The following is a 19,228-nucleotide window of genomic DNA, read 5'->3' as shown; positions in this document are numbered from 1 at the left end:
CGGCGAGTTGACTCACCCCGACACCGCTATCGCTTGTCGACCCTCCTATGTTTGCTGTTAGAATATAAGCAAATAGATTTGTATTCGAAAGTGAGGAGGGATGAGAGCAGATGACGACCCAAACAACCTGTTGGTATGTTGACAGAGAGAAGCTGCCTCATTCCTTTTTACCCATTGGCGCTTGAACAGAATGTAAGGAATATTGCATAGCGGTATATCCAGGATATCCAGCAGGAGAAAAGGCGAAGTTGGGTTTTCACTTTTAATAATTTATTAAAAGGAAACGATGGCAAACATTTTAAAACAGGTTGTAGGGATAGACGTAGCACAAAACGAACTAGTAGTTTCCCTTGGCAGGATGGATGAAACTGCGGAGAAAGAAGTTTATGCATTCAGGCAGTTCGCAAATAAGCCCTCCGGCTTTAAAGCGCTGGAGTCATGGGTAAAGCAAAGGGCAAACAAAGAAGTCCCGGTACGTTATGTTATGGAAGCGACAGGCGTTTACCACGAGAAACTGGCTTACCATCTATCAGGGCAAGGGCATGAGGTAAGCATATTGCTGCCGAACAAGGTGAGCAACTATATGAAGAGCCTTGACCTGAAGACCGTTACTGATAAAACGGCATCGCAGGCTATCTGCCAGTTCGGGCTGGAGAGGAAGTACGAACTATGGCAACAGCCAAAAAAGGTATACCGCGACTTAAAGCAGTTGACGCGCGAACGGGACCAAATAGTAGCAGAGCGTACAGTAAGCAAGAACCAACTGCATGCAGAGCAAGCCGAAGCTTTCCCGAATGAGAATAGCATTGCCAGGCTTGAACAGCGAATCGGGCTATGCAACATTCAGGAAAAAGAGATAAAGGTAGAGATAGCAGGATTGATAAAACAAGATAAGGAACTGGCAGCAAGGATAAAGAACGTTGCTACAGCGCCGGGAATAGGCTGGCTTACCGTGGTAATAGCAGTAGCCGAAACGAATGGGTTCGACCTGGTACGGAACAAAAAGCAATTGATAGGCTACAGTGGGTTGGATGTGGAAGAAAAGGAGTCGGGGACATCTGTAAAGAAGAAGCCTAAGATATCAAAAAAGGGGAACCGTCATTTGCGTAAAGCAATGCATATGCCTGCTTTAACAGCCATTCGTGTAGATGAACGCTTTAAAGCTATCTATGTAAGGCTGGTATCGAAACATGGGATAAAAATGAAAGCAGCAGTAGCGGTCCAAAGACGGCTATTGGAACTCGTTTATACGCTATGGGTTACCAACAAGCCTTATGATAAAAAACACGTACACCGGTCTGTTGAAAATATCAAAACCCTATAAATGGGTTAGGGCAGCCATCAATGACGGACTGCCCTAAACAGGCTGGCATAAAGCCGCCTTAATGAAACAAAATTAAAAAGAATACTTGACAGTTAACACAGAATCTCTCTGCTTCGCAAAGAGGGTTTTAGAAAGAGAATGCAACTCACCTTCTTTTCCGCAGGAAGAGAGGGTCGGGCAGCGTAGCGTACCCGGGGTGAGTTAAATAGCCTCAATGCAAAGTTCGCATCATCATTTATAAATGTTTATCCTATTTTAGCGCAGCTAACACCAGCCGCTATGAAAGAGTATTTTAAAGTTGACGAATGGAAGGTTATTGAAGAAGGTTTCGACCCGCATTATAACAAGGTTGCCGAAAGCGTTTTTAGCCTGGGCAATGGCCGTATGGGCCAGCGCGCCAACTTCGAGGAAGCCTACAGCGGCGAAACCCTGCAAGGCAACTATGTGGCCGGCGTGTATTACCCCGACAAAACCCGCGTAGGCTGGTGGAAGAATGGCTACCCTGAGTATTTTGCCAAGGTATTGAATGCCGCCAATTGGATAGGTATTGATGTACAAATAGATGGCGAACAGCTCGACCTCGCCAAATGCGAAGTGCTCAGCTTTTACCGCGAGCTAAACATGCAGGAGGGCTACATCAAACGCAGCTTTAAAGCCAAAACGGCATTGGGCAAAGAAGTTGGCGTAGAAGCAACCCGCTTTTGCAGCATGGTTGATGATGAATGCGGCGCCATTAGCTATACCATTACCCCGCTTAATTTTGAGGGAGAACTTACATTAACTCCATATATCGATGGGGATATTGTAAACAAAGATTCGAACTACGACGAGAAGTTTTGGGACGAAGTAAGCAAGTCGGTAAGCAATGATGCAGGTTACGTGCAGTTGCGCACCAAAAAAACAGGTTTCGAGGTAGCTACTGCCATGAAGTTAGTTTTGGTGCAAGACGGTTCCGCCATTGAGTTTGAATCATTGCCAGTAGAAAAAGAAAAATATATAGCTGCCGAAATAAAAGTACAGGCTACAGCAGGTAAAAGCCTCACGCTTTATAAATACGCTGCCAACTTATCATCGCAAAACTATGATAAAGCTGAACTGGCAGAAAAAGCTTTACAACGCGTAGAAACCATCGCAGCCAAAGGTTTTGATGCCATGCTGGCTGAACAAGCGGCTGCCTGGGCAGAGAAATGGAAGCATAACGATATTATAATAGAGGGCGATGCTAAGGCGCAGCAGGGCATCCGGTTCAATATATTTCAGCTTAACCAAACTTATACCGGCGAGGACGACCGCCTGAACATTGGGCCAAAAGGCTTTACCGGCGAGAAGTATGGCGGCAGCACTTATTGGGACACCGAAGCTTATTGCGTGCCCTTTTACCTGGCAACTGCCGAGCAAAAGGTGGCGCGTAACCTGCTACTGTACCGTTACAAGCAATTAGGCAAAGCTATTGATAATGCCAAACTATTGGGCTTTAAGGATGGCGCTGCCCTATACCCCATGGTAACGATGGACGGCACCGAATGCCATAACGAATGGGAGATAACCTTTGAGGAGATACACCGTAACGGCGCCATTGCCTTTGCTATTTACAATTACGTGCGCTACACCGGCGACGACGCATATCTTACAGACTATGGTTTGGAAGTGCTGATAGCTATTTCGAGGTTTTGGTCGCAGAGGATTACCTGGTCGGCTGCTAAGGAACAATATGTAATGCTGGGCGTTACCGGGCCTAACGAATACGAGAACAACGTAAACAACAACTGGTACACCAGCACCATAGCCGTTTGGTGTATGCAATATACGCTGGAAGTTATCGGCAAAGTAAAACAAGCCGATAGTGGTAAATATGCCACCCTTGCTGCCAAAATAAGTTTTGAAGAAGCAACCGAAACCGGCCGCTTTGAAGATATTATTGCCAAAATGTATTTTGCGCAGGATGAAAAACTGGGCATATTTTTACAGCAGGACGGCTTTTTAGATAAGGAGCAGATACTGGTGAAAGACCTCCCCGCTGCCGACCGCCCGCTGGTGCAAAAATGGAGCTGGGACAGGATACTGCGCTCGGTATTCATTAAACAAGCCGATGTGTTACAAGGGCTTTATTTTTTGGAGGACAGGTACGATATCGACACCATTCGCCGCAATTACGATTTCTACGAACCACGCACCGTTCACGAATCGTCGCTTTCGCCATGCGTACACGCCATATTAGCCGCCAAACTGGGCGATGTGGAACGCGCCTATACATTCTACCTGCGTACCTCGCGTTTGGATATCGACGATTATAACAACGATACTGAGGACGGCTGCCACATTACCTCGATGGCCGGTACCTGGATGTCGGTAGTAGAAGGTTTTGCTGGTATGCGGGTGAAAGATGGCATGTTATCATTCAACCCATTATTGCCCGATGAATGGAAAGCGTTATCCTTCCAAATTGGTTTCCGTGGAAGTCTATTGAATATCAGGATAGCGAAGGAGGGGACTACGGTGAAAAATTTGTCGGAGATGGATGTTGTGGTTTTGGTGAATGGGGAAGAGATTTCTATAAAGGGTAAAGGAGAGATGTTAGTCGGTTCTTAGTGATACCTGTTAGATAAGAAATAGAAAAGCTTTTAAAGTTTTTCTATTTCTTCGATAGTTAAGCCAGTGCCTTTGGCAATATCTTCAAAATTAATTCCAAGCTTCTTAAACTCGCGGGCTATTTCTACGGCTTTGTCATGTGCACCTTCTTCTTTTCCTTCTGCTTTAGCTTCCTGAATAGCATAGTCTAACACATTCTTGTTATCCCATTTATATTTCAAACTTCTATCATACATTGTTCGGCAATAAAGTATTACAGTGTTTTTAATTCATCAATTAACAACCCCGTGGTTTTTGCAATGAACTCGAGCGCTAAACCCTCTTTTTTTAATTCACGAGCAATGGTTAGAGCTTTGTCATGTGCACCTTCTTCTTTGCCTTTCGCTTCAGCTTCTTGCACAGCGTAATCAAGCACATTTTTGTTATCCCATTTATATTTCATACTGCTATCGTACATTGGTGGGAAAATATTAAAGCGCTTTTATTTCTTCAATAGAAAGTTTAGTTGTTTTTGCAATAAACTCAATTCCTAAACCTTCGCTTTTTAATTCCCTTGCGATGTCAATGGCTTTTTGATGCTCACCTTTCTCAATACCTTTCTCTATACCTCTATGTTCTGCTTCCTGCACGGCATAGTCCAATACATTCTTATTGTCCCATTTATACTTTAAGCTGTTATCGTACATTGTTTTTTCCTCCTTGCTAAGGTTTGTATACTCGGCAATGCCGAATAGTTTTTCAAATATAGGCGTTTTCAAATGGCTTGGAACTTCGTCAAGTTCCGGCATGTGCAAAAGTGAGTACAGCCAGGCTTCAAGCTCATTTCCCAGTTCACTTTCGCTTTTATCAAATTTACTTAATTCTATATAGGTATAACCCAATTTATTGTAAAATATTTCACCTGTTTCGGTATTGCAAAGGGCAATATTATGCAGATAAGTTTCAGGTGTGGTACCTTCAAGCGTAAAATCTTCCAGCAGGGCAACAAAGTAAACTTCTGCAATGTTGTATGCCCATTCGCTTCGTTTTCCTTTTGGTGCTTGTTCGCTAATGAGTCGGGACGTGTAAAACAGTGCCCGCTCCTTAAAGTACCCTTGTTTAGCGCGTTGAAGTTCAATCACGAAACGTTCGCCTTTATCGCCGGTACAGAGCAAGTCGAATATCGCGGAACCTTCATTTTGTGTGTCTCCATAATGTTCGTTCTTATTGTAGACCAAGTCAACAATATGTTTTCGGTTTTTAAATATTTCATTCAAAAAAGCGATCAATATGTCCTTATTGGATTCGGTGCCGAATATTTTCTTAAAGGAAAAATCAACCAATGGGTCAATATATCTTCCGGGCTTAGGTGGGTCGGTTTCAGGCATGTCCAAATATAAATGTTTAATGTTTATTTTCGCGCCTTAACCTTTTAGCATGAACATTCCCGATCATAAACTCATAATTTACCAGATGCTGCCGCGCCTTTTCGGCAATACCAATACAACCAACAAGTTCTACGGTTCGGTGGAAGAGAACGGCTGCGGCAAACTGAACGATATTACGGATAAAGCCCTTGCCGAACTGAGCGCCATGGGTTTTAGCCATGTTTGGTATACCGGGGTAATAGAGCATGCTACCATGACGGATCACTCCGCCTATGGTATCAAAACCGACGACCCCGATGTTGTGAAAGGTCGCGCCGGTTCGCCCTACGCCATTAAGGATTATTACGATATAGCACCCGATCTGGCGGTTGACGTGAACAACCGTGTGAACGAATTTCAGGACTTGGTTACCCGCACCCACATGGCGGGGCTGAAGGTTATTATTGATTTTGTGCCCAACCACGTAGCACGTACCTATGCCTCAGATGCCCGCCCCAAATCTGTACGCGATTTTGGGGAGGACGATGATACCACGCAGGCCTTTACCCAGGAGAATGATTTTTACTATATCCCCGGCCAGCATTTCAGCGTACCCCAGGGTTACAACCCGGGCGGCGATGAATTTACCTCGCCGCTAAAGGATGGTCAATTTGACGAGTTTCCTGCTAAAGCTACAGGCAACGATGTGTTTTGGCCGGCACCCTCCATAAATGACTGGTTCGAGACCATTAAACTGAACTATGGTGTTTACTATCTCGATGGGCATAAAACCTATTTCGGACATGTGCCGCCGCTTTGGTACAAAATGCACCATATACTCGCCCACTGGGCCGAAATGGGGGTGGATGGCTTCCGCTGCGATATGATAGAAATGGTGCCCGTAGAATTTTGGGCATGGCTTATCCCTAAACTAAAAGTAACCCACCCCGATCTTATATTCATTGGCGAGGCATACGATAAAAATCAATACTATAACTATATCCAAAAAGGCGGGTTCGATTACCTGTACGATAAGGTGGGGCTTTACGATGCCATACGCAAGCTTACCAGCAACGATGGCTGGAGTAGTACCTGGGATATCAACGCTGTTTGGAACACCCACTGTAAGGATATCGACAGCCACATGCTGCGCTTTATGGAAAACCACGATGAGCAACGCATTGCCAGCCGTTTCTTCGCCGGTAACCCCTGGTATGCCGTACCGGGCATGATAGTGAGCGCTACATTAGCCGATGGGCCGGTAATGGTATACAGCGGGCAGGAAGTAGGCGAACCTGCGGCGGGTGCACAAGGCTTTAGCGGAGATGATGGGCGTAGTACCATTTTTGATTATTGGGGCATGCCCGAATTTCAAAAGTGGGTAAACAATTCCGCGTTCGATGGGGGAGGTTTGTCAACAGAACAGCGCGAACTACGCGCCTTCTATAGTAACCTGCTTAATGCCGTGAAAGATAACGAAGCGCTTCGCTCTGGTGCCTTTTACGAGCTGATGATAGCCAACGAGCGCCAGCCCGGTTTTGATACAAAACTCTATATTTATGTACGTTACACCCAACAGCAACGCGTTTTAGTGGTTGCGAATTTTAACCGTGCCGAAAAAAACATCCGTGTAAAATTGCCGGATGATCTGCTGCAAAAGTTCGGTTTGGATGGGAAAGTGAATTTTACGGATCTGCTAACAAAAAACGTTGTTGAAACAGATGATATTTACTCCGGAGTTGAAATAAATGTTAATTCTATAAGCGGAATGCTGTTAAATTTTTAAAATCATATTACTCATTGTGTCATTTTGGCTCAATTATGGCTTGAACATTCAGTAATAAATCGTTTCTTAGCTGATAACACTATTAGCTGATGTAATTTTTACACTTTGTTTAAATAATAATTAACAAAGTGCAGCAGCATTTTAAACTTGTATGAAAGAAAACGTACCTGATCCGAACCCCGAACTGTTGACGGCCAAGTTGCTTTTATCGGAGGATATCGAAGTTGACGAAGAAGAGTTCCACCACTTAAATAACCCGGCAGATGGCATTAAGCCCATCGTAAAAAAATACCTGGGCGTTCCCAACCACGCAGAACAAAAGGGCAGCAAGTTCTTTTTTACCGATGGCGATGCCAGTATAGAAGTAACGGTTGTTACCAAAGAGATCATCCGCGTGCGTTTAGCACCCCACAGTGTTTTTTTGGATGAGTTTAGCTATGCCGTGCCCGAACTGCCAACCAAGCCGGTTAAGTTCACTCTGGCCGAGAACGAGCTGGAGTTTAGGGTATCTACCGAAGCGGTAAATTGCCATATCCGCAAGCAAGATTTCTTTATCTCATTTTCGGACAGTAACGGTGTAACCACCAGCAGCGATGCAGCTCCAATGCACTGGGAAGAGAACGTGAAATTTGGCGGGTACTATGTATTCTGCACCAAAACCTGTGCACCCGAAGAAAGCTTTTTCGGACTGGGCGATAAGGCTACCGAGTTTAATCTTCGCGGCAAGCGTTTAAAGAACTGGAACACCGATGCCTATTCATACGGCTGGAACCAAGATCCGCTGTACCGCTCTATCCCGTTCTACATCAGCGTGAACGAAGGTATAGCTCACGGTATATTCTTTGATAATACCTTTAAAGCCCACTTCGACTTTGGCGCCGAAGACCGCACCAAAACCAGCTTTTGGGCTGATGGTGGCGAACTGCAATATTACTACATCCACGGCCCGCACATGATGGACGTGGTGAAGAATTACCATATACTTACCGGTACACACCCTATGCCGCCGCTTTGGGCGCTGGGGTACCACCAATGCCGCTGGAGTTACTATCCCGAAAATAAGGTGCGTGTAATTGCTAACGGTTTCCGCCAGAATAAGATCCCGTGCGATGGTATCTATTTAGATATCGATTACATGGATGGCTACCGTTGCTTTACCTGGAACGCTAAATATTTTCCGAACCCGCGTAAAATGATCGAGGACCTGAAGGCCAACGGCTTTAAAACGGTAGTTATAATCGACCCGGGTATACGTGTGGATGATAATTACTGGGTGTTTAAAGAGGGTAAAGAGAAACGCTATTTCTGCCGCCGCAGCGACGACTACTTTATGGAGGGGCACGTATGGCCGGGCCGCTGCCAGTTCCCCGATTTTACTAACCCCGAGGTACGTACCTGGTGGGGTGGTTTGTTCGATGAATTGGTTGACCTGGGCGTTGCCGGTGTTTGGAACGATATGAACGAGCCTGCCGTATTTGGTTCGGGCACCTTCCCCGATGATGTTCGCCACCAATACGATGGTTTCCGCGGAAGCCACCGCAAGGCACACAACGTGTACGGTATGCAAATGGTGCGCGCCACTTACGAAGGCTTGCGCAAGCAACTTAAAAATAAACGCCCTTTCACCATAACTCGTGCTGGATATGCGGGTGTGCAGCGTTACTCGTCGGTTTGGACGGGCGATAACGTTGCCTCGTGGGAGCACCTGAAGATTGGTAACGTGCAATTGCAGCGTTTGTCGGTATCGGGTATCTCTTTCTGCGGAACTGATATTGGCGGTTTTAGCGGCGAGCCCGATGGCGAACTGTTTACCCGCTGGATACAGATGGGTACCTTCTCGCCGTTTATGCGCGCGCACTCTGCCGGTGATACCAAAGAGCGCGAGCCATGGAGCTTTGGTGAGCCGTTCACCGCCATCAACCGTAAGTTTATCGAGCTGCGTTACAGATTGATCCCATACCTGTACTCAGCATTTTGGGAGCACCACCGTTACGGTTTCCCTATATTGAGGCCGGTTGTAATGCACGAACAAGGTACTTACAGCAACCACTACCGCCAGGACGAGTTTACCTACGGCGATAAAATATTGGTATGCCCTGTATTGGAGCCGGGCCAAACCAGCCGTAAGGTATACCTGCCAAAAGGCAAATGGTACAACTTCTGGAGCCTGGAGATGACAGAGGGGGGCCAGGAAGTAGAAGTGGCTACACCATTGGATACCATGCCGCTGTTTGTAAAAGCAGGTTCGGTAATACCCGAATACCCGGTAATGCAATACACCAACGAGAAACCTATTGAGGAGGTTAAGCTGAATATCTACTATAGCGATTACGAAGTAAACTCGTTCCTGTTTGAAGATTACGGCGAAACCTTTGCTTACGAGCAGGATATTTATCTGGAAAAGAAATTCATCGTAAACGGTACTGCTACATCGCTAAGTATCAAACAAAGCATGGAAGGTTTATACACCCCACGTTACGAGGGTTACCACCTTAAAATAAACGGGCTGCCATTTAAGCCATCAAAAATTATGGCCGATGGAAAAGAGATAAAAGAGGTATCGGTAAATGCCGACAAAACCTACGAGTTTAAGTTCACCAAGAACTTTAAACAGATAGAAATACTGAAATAGCAAAAAGGGGCTGCATCATAAATACAGCCCCTTTTGTTTTATTTGCCATCAGTTTGTCAGAGACTTATAAATAAAATTTGGTTTCGTTTTCAGGTCGACTATAAAACATCCTTTTCTGTTCTCGGCCTAAATTCAATCCCCAATTTTTGTTTTAAATAATCCTTTGATACAAAAACTTCGATTTTATGAGCTTTCCGTGGATTATCCAAAAAGTAACGGGTATAGTCGTTTTCGTCTTTAGGTTGGATAATTTCCAGTTTTCGTTCTTCTCCAGACATGTCTCTCACTAAATCGTTGTGTTTTATTCCTGTATTCCAACAAACTATACTATGTAAATTTATAAACGAATGATTAAAGTCTGTAGTCAATACGTTTTTAAACTCGACATAATATAATTTAGAAATCTGAATAGGTGTAGTAGCGTCACCTTTTACAATAACATCGATACCCGAATGCGTGTCGTAGTCCAATATGTGGAAAGGGAACAAACCATTTTCTAATATTTGTAGTTGCAGGGTCAAAGCAAATACTCCAGATTCGCGTTGAGGCTCTATTAATATTTGCCCTTTATATTCACAAATATTACTTCTGTTAACTTTTGTTACGCGCCAGTCGAAGTCTTTTTTCTCTTTTAGAACTGTGCGATAACCGTCCGCTTCTTGTTCAAGCCAAGACAATAAAGTTGAGTCATCACTTTCAGTAATTTGATCGTATATCGAACTTACTTCTGCATGAATATCAGCCAATATTTCACTTGGTGTGTTGTCAATAGAACCTCTATTTGCCGTTAATTTTAAACCCTGACAATTAAAAAAGCTGTGTAACTTTATATACTCTGAACCTTTGTAATTTACCCATTCATTTTTTCGTTGAATAGGAATAAAGTCTTTGCATAACCACACTCCATACCGTTCTGCTACCGTGTAACTACCAGGTAAGACAACTTGACCTTTACGCCTTATCATTGGGTTATTAATTTGTTTGACTTTATTTCCTTCAACTGAGAAAACAGCTTCATAGCTAATCTCGGGGAAATTTTTAAGATAGCCGGTCTTAACAAATCTCTTGCAGTAATAATCCGGTGCAGATACAGAATGAGCTTCCAAAAGCTTATCAACGGATGCACTTTCAGCTGGAAATGAATGACCGAATTTAATTTCTTCGGCAATTTTCCTATTTAGACCTTTTAAAGATATGATAACGTCTGAATGCTCATTTATGCCGAAAAATTGTTCAACCGAGCCAATCTTAGTAAACCATAGAATGTAATCTTTTAACTCTTCATGTGTGAATTTTTCTCTTCTATTTAAGTTGTATCCCTTAATTTGAATCTCGGAGCCATTTTGATCATTTTCGTCTGCTGATTGAATGATTACATCGACAGTTGGTATTATTCTATTATGAAGTTTTTTGATTGGATCTTTCATCGAAGCAATAAGTTTCCGACCATCTTTAATAGTTGTAACTATAATTTCTGAACTATTAAAGTAAACTTTTGTTCCGTGCCCTTTCTCGCCGATTTTATCATCGATTCCTCTTCTTAGGGAATTACCTAAATCAAAAAATGATTGTAGGCCAATCTTGTCCATCCCTGTCCCATCATCTTTTATTACAATATTAAGGATTGGGTTTCCGTCTTCCCTGATTACATCAAATACCATTGATATATTTTTCGCACCAGCGTCAAAGGCGTTGCTTATACCTTCCCGCACTAAGTCAAGAGGATTAGAAAAGTCATTTGCAATCTCAATAAATTCTTGAGTTTGGTCTACTGTCGGCTCTAAGATGTAAGTGTTCATTGTGGAGTTTTAGGTACTGCAATCTATGTTTTTTTGCGTAATTTTAAAAGGAACGATTTATTTTGGCAAAAAAAAAGCCACCCAATCGGGTGGCTTTTTTTTAAATATCCGTTTTAAATTATTTCTTTTTCGGTAACCGGCGCCAGCATTTTCAGGAAGCTCGCCAGTTTCTCTTTCATTTCGCGGCGATCAACAATAAAGTCAAGGAAACCGTGTTCCTGCACAAATTCTGCCGTTTGGAAACCTTTTGGTAAGTCTTTTTTGATGGTTTCTTTAATAACCCTTGGGCCGGCAAAACCTATCAGTGCACCGGGCTCGGCAATGTTAATATCGCCCAGCATAGCGTACGATGCGGTTACACCACCTGTTGTTGGGTCGGTTAATAAAGATATGTAAGGTACTTTAGCTTGTGCCAATAACGCCAACTTAGCCGATGTTTTGGCCATCTGCATCAGCGAGAAGGCTGCTTCCATCATCCTGGCACCCCCCGATTTTGATATCATCAGGAAAGGTATCTTGTTAGTGATGCTATGGTCTATCGAGCGGGCTATCTTTTCGCCCACTACCGAACCCATCGATCCGCCTATAAAGTTAAAATCCATACAGGCTATCACCACATCCTGGCCGTTCATTTTACCTACACCGGCGCGTATAGCATCCTTCAAACCGGTCTTCTTTTTGGTTTCGGTAAGCCTGTCGGTATATTTTTTTGTATCGGTAAAGTGTAGTGGGTCGCCCGAGGTTAGGTCGGTAAACAGTTCGGTGAACTGGTTATTATCAAATAGTATAGAAAAGTACTCTTTTGAGCCAATGCGTATATGAAAGCCACAATAGTGGCAAACGTATTGGTTTTCAACTTGTTCGGAGTAGTGTAGGGGTTTTTTACAGTTGGGGCATTTATTCCAGATACCATCCGGGGCCTCTTTTTTTTCTTCGGTAGTTGTAATTATCCCTTTACTTTCTCGCTTAAACCACGCCATATTTATATCCATGTCTGTTAAGTAACTGCAAAGAAACGAAATATTTTAGATTTGAGGTGTTAGTTATGAGATTTGCTATGGTTTAAAGGTTGCACTACAAAAAAAACAACTAACAACTGCCTTTATTGCCAATGAGCACCCCTATAATACTTACAGTTTTAAAGCCAAAATGTTACGCAATAGAGCGCTTTAACATATAAAATATATCGTTTTAGTAGAAAATGGAGTTAAGTTGCAGGTTGTCAACAGTTGTAACCATTATAAATTAACTTTTCAGGCTATAAAACTTATAACTTTTCAACTAATTTTATAACTTCGGCGCTCAAACATAAAGTTAATGAGTTTAAAAGATTACAAAGGAGTACTCACCGGAGACCAGGTGCAGGAACTATTTGAAGCCGCTAAAGCACATCAGTTTGCACTGCCGGCTGTAAACGTTATCGGCACCAACACCGTAAACGCAGTTATGGAAACAGCAAAGGCTGTTAACTCCCCTGTTATTATTCAATTATCGAACGGTGGCGCGCAGTTTTATGCGGGTAAATCGTTGGATAACTCTAAACTGCAGGCCTGCATTTTGGGCGCTGTATCTGCCGCTAAACACGTTCACTTACTGGCAGAGCACTATGGCGTTGCTGTAATTTTGCACACCGACCACGCTGCAAAAAAATTATTGCCATGGATAGACGGTTTGTTAGACCACGGCGAGAAATTTTTTGCTGAAACCGGCAAACCTTTGTTCTCATCGCACATGCTTGATCTTTCTGAAGAGCCTATCGAAGAAAATATCGAAATATCTGCCAAATACTTAGAGCGCATGGCCAAAATGGGCATGACCGTTGAAATTGAGCTTGGCGTAACCGGTGGCGAAGAAGATGGTGTTGACAACTCTGATGTTGACAGCTCACGCCTTTACACTCAGCCTGAAGAGGTTGCTTATGCTTACGAAGAACTTTCTAAAGTAAGCGATAAATTTACTGTTGCTGCTGCATTTGGTAACGTACACGGTGTATACAAACCGGGTAACGTAAAACTGATGCCGGTTATCCTGCACAACTCGCAAGAGTTCCTGAAACAGAAACACAACCTTACTGCCGAGAAACCGATCAACTTCGTATTCCACGGTGGTTCGGGTTCGTCACAAGAAGAAATTCGCGAGGCTATCTCTTACGGTGCTATCAAAATGAACATCGATACCGATATGCAATTTGCTTTCTGGGATGGTATTAAAGATTACTACCAGGCTAAAGAAGGTTACTTGCAATCGCAAATTGGTAACCCTGAAGGCGAAGATTCTCCGAACAAAAAATACTACGATCCACGCGTTTGGTTACGTAAAGCTGAAGAAAGCTTCGTAAAACGCTTAACTGTAGCTTTCGGCGATCTTAACTGCTTAGACGCTAACAGCAAGCTGTAAACTGCTAGAACTAATAAGAATAAAAACCGCCATGTGTAAGAACATCGGCGGTTTTTTTAGGTTTGTATGGGTATACTTTAACAACCATGGCCAGGAAAAAGAAACAAAAGAATCTATTTGAAAAATTTGCCAATTGGGCAACTATCGCAACCGGTAGTTCTGTCGCATTTGTAAGCGCTGTTAGTGTGGTTATATTGTGGGCAGCTTACGGCCCTATTGCAAAATATTCCCAAACCTGGCAACTCATAATCAATACCGGCACCACCATCATCACTTTCCTGATGGTGTTTCTGATCCAAAAATCGCAAAACAAAGATTCGAAGGCTATACACCTTAAACTCAACGAACTCCTGGCCTCGCACCAGGGTGCAAGCAACCGCATGGTTGATATTGAAGACCTGAGCGAAAAAGAACTGGATCAGCTCCACAAATTCTACGTAAAATTAGCCGAGCTTGCCGAAGAGGAGGACGATATCACCTGTACGCACTCGATAGATGCAGCGGAAGAAAACCATGCCACCAAACTATCCGGCTACAAATTGAAAGAGCATTATGTCCGAAATAAGAAGAATAGAAGTAAAGCAAATCACTGATGCTGCTGACCTGGAGAAAGCATTTGCCATACGCCACCAGGTATTTGTTATTGAGCAAGGTTGCCCGCCCCAATTGGAACGTAACCAGGAAGAAGAAAGCACGCACTTTTTAGCCATGGTAGATGGCGAACCTGCCGGAGCCTGCCGCTGGCGCAAAACAGAAAAAGGTTATAAACTGGAGCGCTTTGCCGTGTTAAGCGAATTCAGGGGCTTTGGCCTTGGGCAAGCTATGGTGCGCACGGTTTTAGAAAGCCTGCCTGCCGATGCAAAATACGTTTACCTTCACTCGCAAATAGATGCTGTTACTCTATACGCCCGCTTTGGTTTCGAAAAAGTGGGGGAGATGTTTGAAGAAGCTGGTATAAAGCATTATACAATGGTGAGGGAGTAGATGTGCAAATTTCAGATGTGCAGATGAAAACTTCTTCCACCTCACAATAGCTGCCGCGGGCTTTCAGCCCGTGGTTGTGCACAAGGTCAGCTTTCAGCTGACACTTGAAATAAAGCTAATGCAGGCTGAACTTCATCAAGCATACATTAGCTTTATCCTACTTCGCCTGGTAAACCACTTTACCACCAACAATAGTAGTGTTCACTACAATATCTCTTATTTTATCCGGGTCGATGGCTGTCGGGTCTTCATTTAGTATCACCATGTCGGCAAAGTAGCCGGGGAGGAGCGAGCCTTTCTTTTTCTCTTCATAAGTGGTGTAGGCACCGCCGCTGCAATAGGCTTTTATAGCGTCCTCGGCATCAATGCGCTGGTTGGCACCTATTACTACGCCTTCTTTAGTTTTGCGTGCTACGGTGCTCCCTAAACGGATCATGGCCGGGTAAACCGATATCGGCGCATCGGAGTGCAGAGCATAAATTATTCCCATTTCCTGCGCGGTGCGGGTGGGGTGCAGCATGCTTAGGCGCTTATCGCCATAAACAGCCATTTTCTCGCCCAACTCATATAAGTAGTTGTGAAACACAGGGACTATGCCATCCTTTTTAATATCATCCAGTATTTTTTGGTTGGTGATGCTGCAATGCTCTATCCTATGCCGTGGGTTGGGGCGGGTATCTTGCTGTTGCGCTTTTTCTATGGCGGATATCACCATGGTTATTTCACGGTCGCCGTTGCTATGGCAGGCAATTTGCCAGCCGGCATGGTGTATCTTCCAAAACAAACTATCAAGCCCCGCCTGACTGCGCGCGGGGGGGATGCCGTAGTAGTCCTGTTTACCGGTAAGCGGGTTTATCATTTCGTAAGGGTCCATCAGCCAGCAGGTTTTTCCGCTGAGCGAATTGCCCTGCACTACTTTGATACCGGCGATGCGCAGGTTATCGGTTTCGGTTTTGGCGATGTTACCGTTCAATACCTGGTCCAGGTATTCCCACCATATCAGCAGGTTAAACCGCATAGGGAAGTTCTCTGCAGCCAGTTTTCGGTATACCTCTACCTTTTGCGGACTGGTGTTGGCATCACCTATGCTGGTTACCCCACTGGCTAATACCTGGTTAAAATACAGGCGGTAACCGGCCATTTCCTGCTCCTCGGTAGGCTGTGGCGGGTTAGTTACCTTCGCCTTGCGTAAATAGCCCATTGCCGATTCTTTGCAAATACCATCGGGCGTATTGGTATGCAAATAGCGTTCGAACAGGCCGCCCGCCGGGTCTTTAGTTGCTTCTGTAATACCTGCCTTATCCATCAGGTACGAGTTGGCAGCGGCCAGGTGACCGCTTACATGGCTTATAAAAACTGGATGATCAGTAGTGGCCTTATCCAAACTATCGCGGATGGGTTGGCCGCCCAAGGCAGTTTCGTTATAGCCAACGCCTCGTATCAGCATACCCTTTGGCGTTATGGCAGCTTTCTTTTTAATGAGTGCGATGAGGTTCTTCATCGATGTTACGGTATCTACCCGTAAGGTAGCGTATACTGCCTCAAAAGGGTACAATGGTGCCGGGTGCTGGTGCGCATCGTTGAAGCCGGGCACTACGGTTTTGCCGTTCAGCTGAATAGTTTTTGTATTGCTGCCGGCATATTTGGCAATATCTGCATTGCTGCCTATGGCTAATATTTTACCATTGGCCATGGCTATGGCCTGAGCACGGTCGCCTTTTTGTTGTAGGGTGATGATGTTGCCGCCGGTTAGTATCAGGTCGGCTTGCTGGGCATGCAGGGGGAGTCGCAATAGCAGCAGTAATAACAGCATGTATATTTTTTTCATGCCGTAATTTCTGCAATAAGTATTAAGGCAATGTTTTGGTATTGTGATGATTAAGCAAGGGGAAAGTAGAACTTATGATAGTAGGGGATATGAACTATCATGCTTAGGAACGAAGCAGCTATTAGCCACAAAGCAAAGGCACGAAGGTATTGTGGTTAAGCCCTCCCTGCGTTTGCGCTCATGTCGGCCGCACCCTCCCGGGGGAGGGAATATTGAAAATTCGAAGTTTTACGCACCAAACACTTTCCCCGAGTATTCCATCGCTTCGCTCAGCTTATCCAAATCAAGCCCAAGGTCGACGTTTTGGTGCAGTAGGTAGGCTATCAGATTTTCGGTGGCTATGTTGCCTGTAAGCTCATCTTTGGCCATTGGGCAGCCTCCGTAACCTTTAAGGGCTACATCGAAGCGTGTGCAGCCTGCTTCATAGGCCGCTGTTACCTTTTCCTGCCATGTATCGGGCGTGGAGTGGAGGTGTAACCCAAAAGCGGTGATATCTGATAGCTTGGTTAGGGCGGGGTATAGTGCACTTATCTGTTCCGGTGTGGCAACGCCAACTGTATCTGAGAGGGCTATATAGCCGATGCCCTCATTTATCATTTTCTGCGCCCAATGCTGCACCACATCATTGCTCCAATCGTCGCCGTAGGGGTTGCCAAAACCCATGGATAGGTAAATAAGCAGTTGTTTGTTTTTGGCAGCGCATAACTCGTTAATGCGCTTCACACTGTCAAACGCCTGCGCAATAGTAGTGTTGGTATTGCGTAGCTGAAAAGTCTCCGATATCGAAAACGGGTAGCCCAAATACGTTATCTCTTCGTGCGCTGCAGCTTCTTCGGCACCGCGGTAGTTGGCTATAATTGCTAACAGTTTCGAGCGCGTGTTGCTTAAGTCGAGCTTGCTGAGCACCTCCGCCGTATCACGCATTTGAGGGATAGCCTTTGGCGATACAAAGCTGCCGAAGTCGATAGTATCAAACCCTACCTGTAAAAGCAGGTTTATGTAAGCTGCTTTTACATCGGTAGGTACAAATTCGTGCAAGCCCTGCATGGCATCGCGGGGGCATTCGGTAATTCTTATGGGGCTATTAAGCATAGCGGTTTAATCGGCTTTGGCGGTTTGTTCTTTCTTATCTGCCAGTTCTTCGGGCTTAAATCTACGTATAATTAGCCTGTTGCCGCCGTTGTTGTTTACATAGGCCGATACCCAGTTTATAAAAACAACTACCCGGTTACGCCCACCCATTAATGATATCAGGTGCACAAACATCCAGGTAAGCCAGGCAAAAAATCCCTGGAACTTTATCTTGCCCAAATCGGCAATGGCCTTGTTGCGGCCTATGGTAGCCAGTGAGCCTTTATCAAAGTATTTAAACGGTTCGGGCTGCTCGCCGCGGATGATGCGGTTTATGTTTTTACCGGTTAGCTGGCCCATTTGTATGGCTACCTGTGCAACGCCCGGGTGCCCCTTCGGCGTTTCATCGGTTATCATGGCAGCCACGTCGCCAATGGCAAATATGTTATCGCTGCCTACCATACGGCAAACGTTATCTACCTTAATACGATTACCACGTTCTATGGCCTCTTTGCCAACGCCATCCGGCACTACGCCTGCAACACCCGCGCTCCATATCACGTTTTTGGTACGGATGCTTTTGCCACCCTCAAATGTTATCTCTTCACCATTATAATTCTCCACCTTTACGCCCAGCATCAGTTCAACACCCATTTTGGTGAGGAAGCCTTGCGCAGCTTTAGAGCCTTCGTCGGAGAAGGGACCCAGCACTTTCGGGAGGAAGTCTACCAGGTAAACCTTCATTTCGTCTTTAGAAAGTTCGGGATAATCTTTATTCAACACGTGGTTGCGTAATTCGGCCAAGGCACCAGCAAGCTCTACACCGGTAGGGCCGGCACCCACCAGCACGAACGACAGGTAGGGCGCACGTTCTTCCTTAGTTGGTTTTAAAATGGCCGCTTCCAGGTTTTGCAATACCATGTAGCGCAGGTTAAGCGCCTCGGGTATCGATTTCATGGGCATGGCGTATTTCTCAATATCCTTGTTTCCAAAGAAGTTGGTGGTAGAGCCTGTTGCTATCACCAAATAATCGTAGGGGATAGGGCCTATATCGGTATGCACCGTATTGGCCTCTCTATCAATATGGCTCACTTCGGCAATGCGGAAACGCAGGTTTTTTTGGCCTTCGAAGTTTTTACGGAGCGAGAAAGCGATTGATTCGCACTCCAGCCCGCCGGTAGCTACCTGGTACAGCAGGGGCTGAAAGGTGTGGTAATTATGTTTATCGAGCAATATTACTTCTACGGGCTTATCGGCAAGTTGCTTGGCAACCTGTATACCGCCGAAGCCGCCGCCTATAATAACTACAGTTGGGAATTTTGAAAGGCCGTTAGTATTCATCGTGTTGTGTTATTGTGTATCATTTTCACTCGCTTTAAATTTCCGGCCCATCCAAAACTTTAAAGAGAGGGTAGTATGTTAATTAGTAAACAAAAAAGGCTCCAAATGTTCTTTGGAGCCTTTTATTTATG

15 protein-coding genes are annotated in these 19,228 nt (G+C 44.8%); 7 read left to right on the top strand and 8 right to left on the bottom strand.

All coding sequences use genetic code 11. From position 1 onward, the window contains the following. Nucleotides 1-286: 286 nt before the first annotated feature. Together BC343_RS29150 and BC343_RS29145 are read left to right on the top strand one after the other, a co-directional pair. Nucleotides 287-1,324 (top strand): IS110 family RNA-guided transposase, encoded by a 1,038-nt coding sequence (locus BC343_RS29150; RefSeq protein ID WP_078347728.1) that lies wholly within the window; start codon nucleotides 287-289, stop codon nucleotides 1,322-1,324. Between the two features lie 279 nt (nucleotides 1,325-1,603). After that, entirely contained in the window at nucleotides 1,604-3,913 is a 2,310-nt protein-coding gene (locus BC343_RS29145; RefSeq protein ID WP_078351334.1) for a glycoside hydrolase family 65 protein, read from the top strand. 32 nt (nucleotides 3,914-3,945) lie between these two features. On the opposite strand, the gene BC343_RS29140 is transcribed toward BC343_RS29145, so the two are convergent. Genes BC343_RS29140 through BC343_RS29130 form a run of 3 tightly spaced genes read right to left on the bottom strand, consistent with a single transcriptional unit; the run spans nucleotide 3,946 to nucleotide 5,280 of the window. After that, complete coding sequence (locus tag BC343_RS29140; protein WP_078351333.1) at nucleotides 3,946-4,149, bottom strand: hypothetical protein; 204 nt, start codon at nucleotides 4,147-4,149, stop codon at nucleotides 3,946-3,948. A gap of 17 nt (nucleotides 4,150-4,166) precedes the next feature. After that, nucleotides 4,167-4,355 (bottom strand): hypothetical protein, encoded by a 189-nt coding sequence (locus BC343_RS29135; protein WP_238381895.1) that lies wholly within the window; start codon nucleotides 4,353-4,355, stop codon nucleotides 4,167-4,169. 28 nt (nucleotides 4,356-4,383) lie between these two features. After that, complete coding sequence (locus tag BC343_RS29130; protein WP_078351331.1) at nucleotides 4,384-5,280, bottom strand: Rpn family recombination-promoting nuclease/putative transposase; 897 nt, start codon at nucleotides 5,278-5,280, stop codon at nucleotides 4,384-4,386. Nucleotides 5,281-5,329: 49 nt separating this feature from the next. On the opposite strand from BC343_RS29130, the gene BC343_RS29125 reads away from it, so the two are divergent. Together BC343_RS29125 and BC343_RS29120 are read left to right on the top strand one after the other, a co-directional pair. Further along, entirely contained in the window at nucleotides 5,330-7,045 is a 1,716-nt protein-coding gene (locus tag BC343_RS29125) for an alpha-amylase family protein (protein ID WP_078351330.1), read from the top strand. A gap of 151 nt (nucleotides 7,046-7,196) precedes the next feature. Continuing rightward, entirely contained in the window at nucleotides 7,197-9,677 is a 2,481-nt protein-coding gene (locus tag BC343_RS29120; protein WP_078351329.1) for a glycoside hydrolase family 31 protein, read from the top strand. Between the two features lie 98 nt (nucleotides 9,678-9,775). Here the strand turns inward: BC343_RS29120 and BC343_RS29115 are convergent, their stop codons facing one another. Both BC343_RS29115 and accD read right to left on the bottom strand, forming a co-directional pair. Then, nucleotides 9,776-11,476 carry an ATP-binding protein gene (locus BC343_RS29115; protein WP_078351328.1) on the bottom strand — a complete coding sequence of 567 codons (1,701 nt, stop codon included), beginning with the start codon at nucleotides 11,474-11,476 and terminating at the stop codon, nucleotides 9,776-9,778. A 113-nt stretch (nucleotides 11,477-11,589) separates the two neighbouring features. Continuing rightward, nucleotides 11,590-12,456, bottom strand: coding sequence for an acetyl-CoA carboxylase, carboxyltransferase subunit beta (gene accD, locus BC343_RS29110; protein WP_078351354.1), 867 nt, complete (start codon nucleotides 12,454-12,456; stop codon nucleotides 11,590-11,592). A gap of 337 nt (nucleotides 12,457-12,793) precedes the next feature. On the opposite strand from accD, the gene fbaA reads away from it, so the two are divergent. The 3 genes from fbaA to BC343_RS29095 all read left to right on the top strand — a co-directional run bounded on the left by fbaA (nucleotide 12,794) and on the right by BC343_RS29095 (nucleotide 14,857). Next, nucleotides 12,794-13,873: a class II fructose-bisphosphate aldolase gene (gene fbaA / locus BC343_RS29105; protein ID WP_078351327.1), complete on the top strand. Its 1,080-nt coding sequence runs from the start codon at nucleotides 12,794-12,796 to the stop codon at nucleotides 13,871-13,873. Between the two features lie 86 nt (nucleotides 13,874-13,959). Beyond that, the gene (locus BC343_RS29100) at nucleotides 13,960-14,466 is read left to right on the top strand and encodes a low affinity iron permease family protein (RefSeq protein WP_078351326.1); all 507 of its coding nucleotides are present in this window, start codon (nucleotides 13,960-13,962) and stop codon (nucleotides 14,464-14,466) included. Then, a complete protein-coding gene (locus BC343_RS29095; protein WP_078351325.1) occupies nucleotides 14,426-14,857 on the top strand; it encodes a GNAT family N-acetyltransferase in 432 nt (143 codons plus the stop codon). Before BC343_RS29100 ends, BC343_RS29095 begins: the two co-directional genes overlap by 41 nt. A gap of 157 nt (nucleotides 14,858-15,014) precedes the next feature. Here BC343_RS29095 and BC343_RS29090 read toward each other — a convergent pair whose 3' ends face one another. From BC343_RS29090 to BC343_RS29080, 3 genes are all read right to left on the bottom strand, one after another. Continuing rightward, nucleotides 15,015-16,685 (bottom strand): amidohydrolase, encoded by a 1,671-nt coding sequence (locus BC343_RS29090; protein ID WP_078351324.1) that lies wholly within the window; start codon nucleotides 16,683-16,685, stop codon nucleotides 15,015-15,017. Between the two features lie 228 nt (nucleotides 16,686-16,913). Next, nucleotides 16,914-17,777 (bottom strand): hydroxymethylglutaryl-CoA lyase, encoded by an 864-nt coding sequence (locus tag BC343_RS29085; protein WP_078351323.1) that lies wholly within the window; start codon nucleotides 17,775-17,777, stop codon nucleotides 16,914-16,916. A 6-nt stretch (nucleotides 17,778-17,783) separates the two neighbouring features. Further along, the gene (locus BC343_RS29080) at nucleotides 17,784-19,097 is read right to left on the bottom strand and encodes an NAD(P)/FAD-dependent oxidoreductase (RefSeq protein WP_078351322.1); all 1,314 of its coding nucleotides are present in this window, start codon (nucleotides 19,095-19,097) and stop codon (nucleotides 17,784-17,786) included. Nucleotides 19,098-19,228 lie beyond the last annotated feature (131 nt).

The organism is Mucilaginibacter pedocola (assembly GCF_002013915.1).
GTDB classification, from domain to species: domain Bacteria; phylum Bacteroidota; class Bacteroidia; order Sphingobacteriales; family Sphingobacteriaceae; genus Mucilaginibacter; species Mucilaginibacter pedocola.
This window is presented reverse-complemented; position numbering and strand designations above follow the sequence as displayed.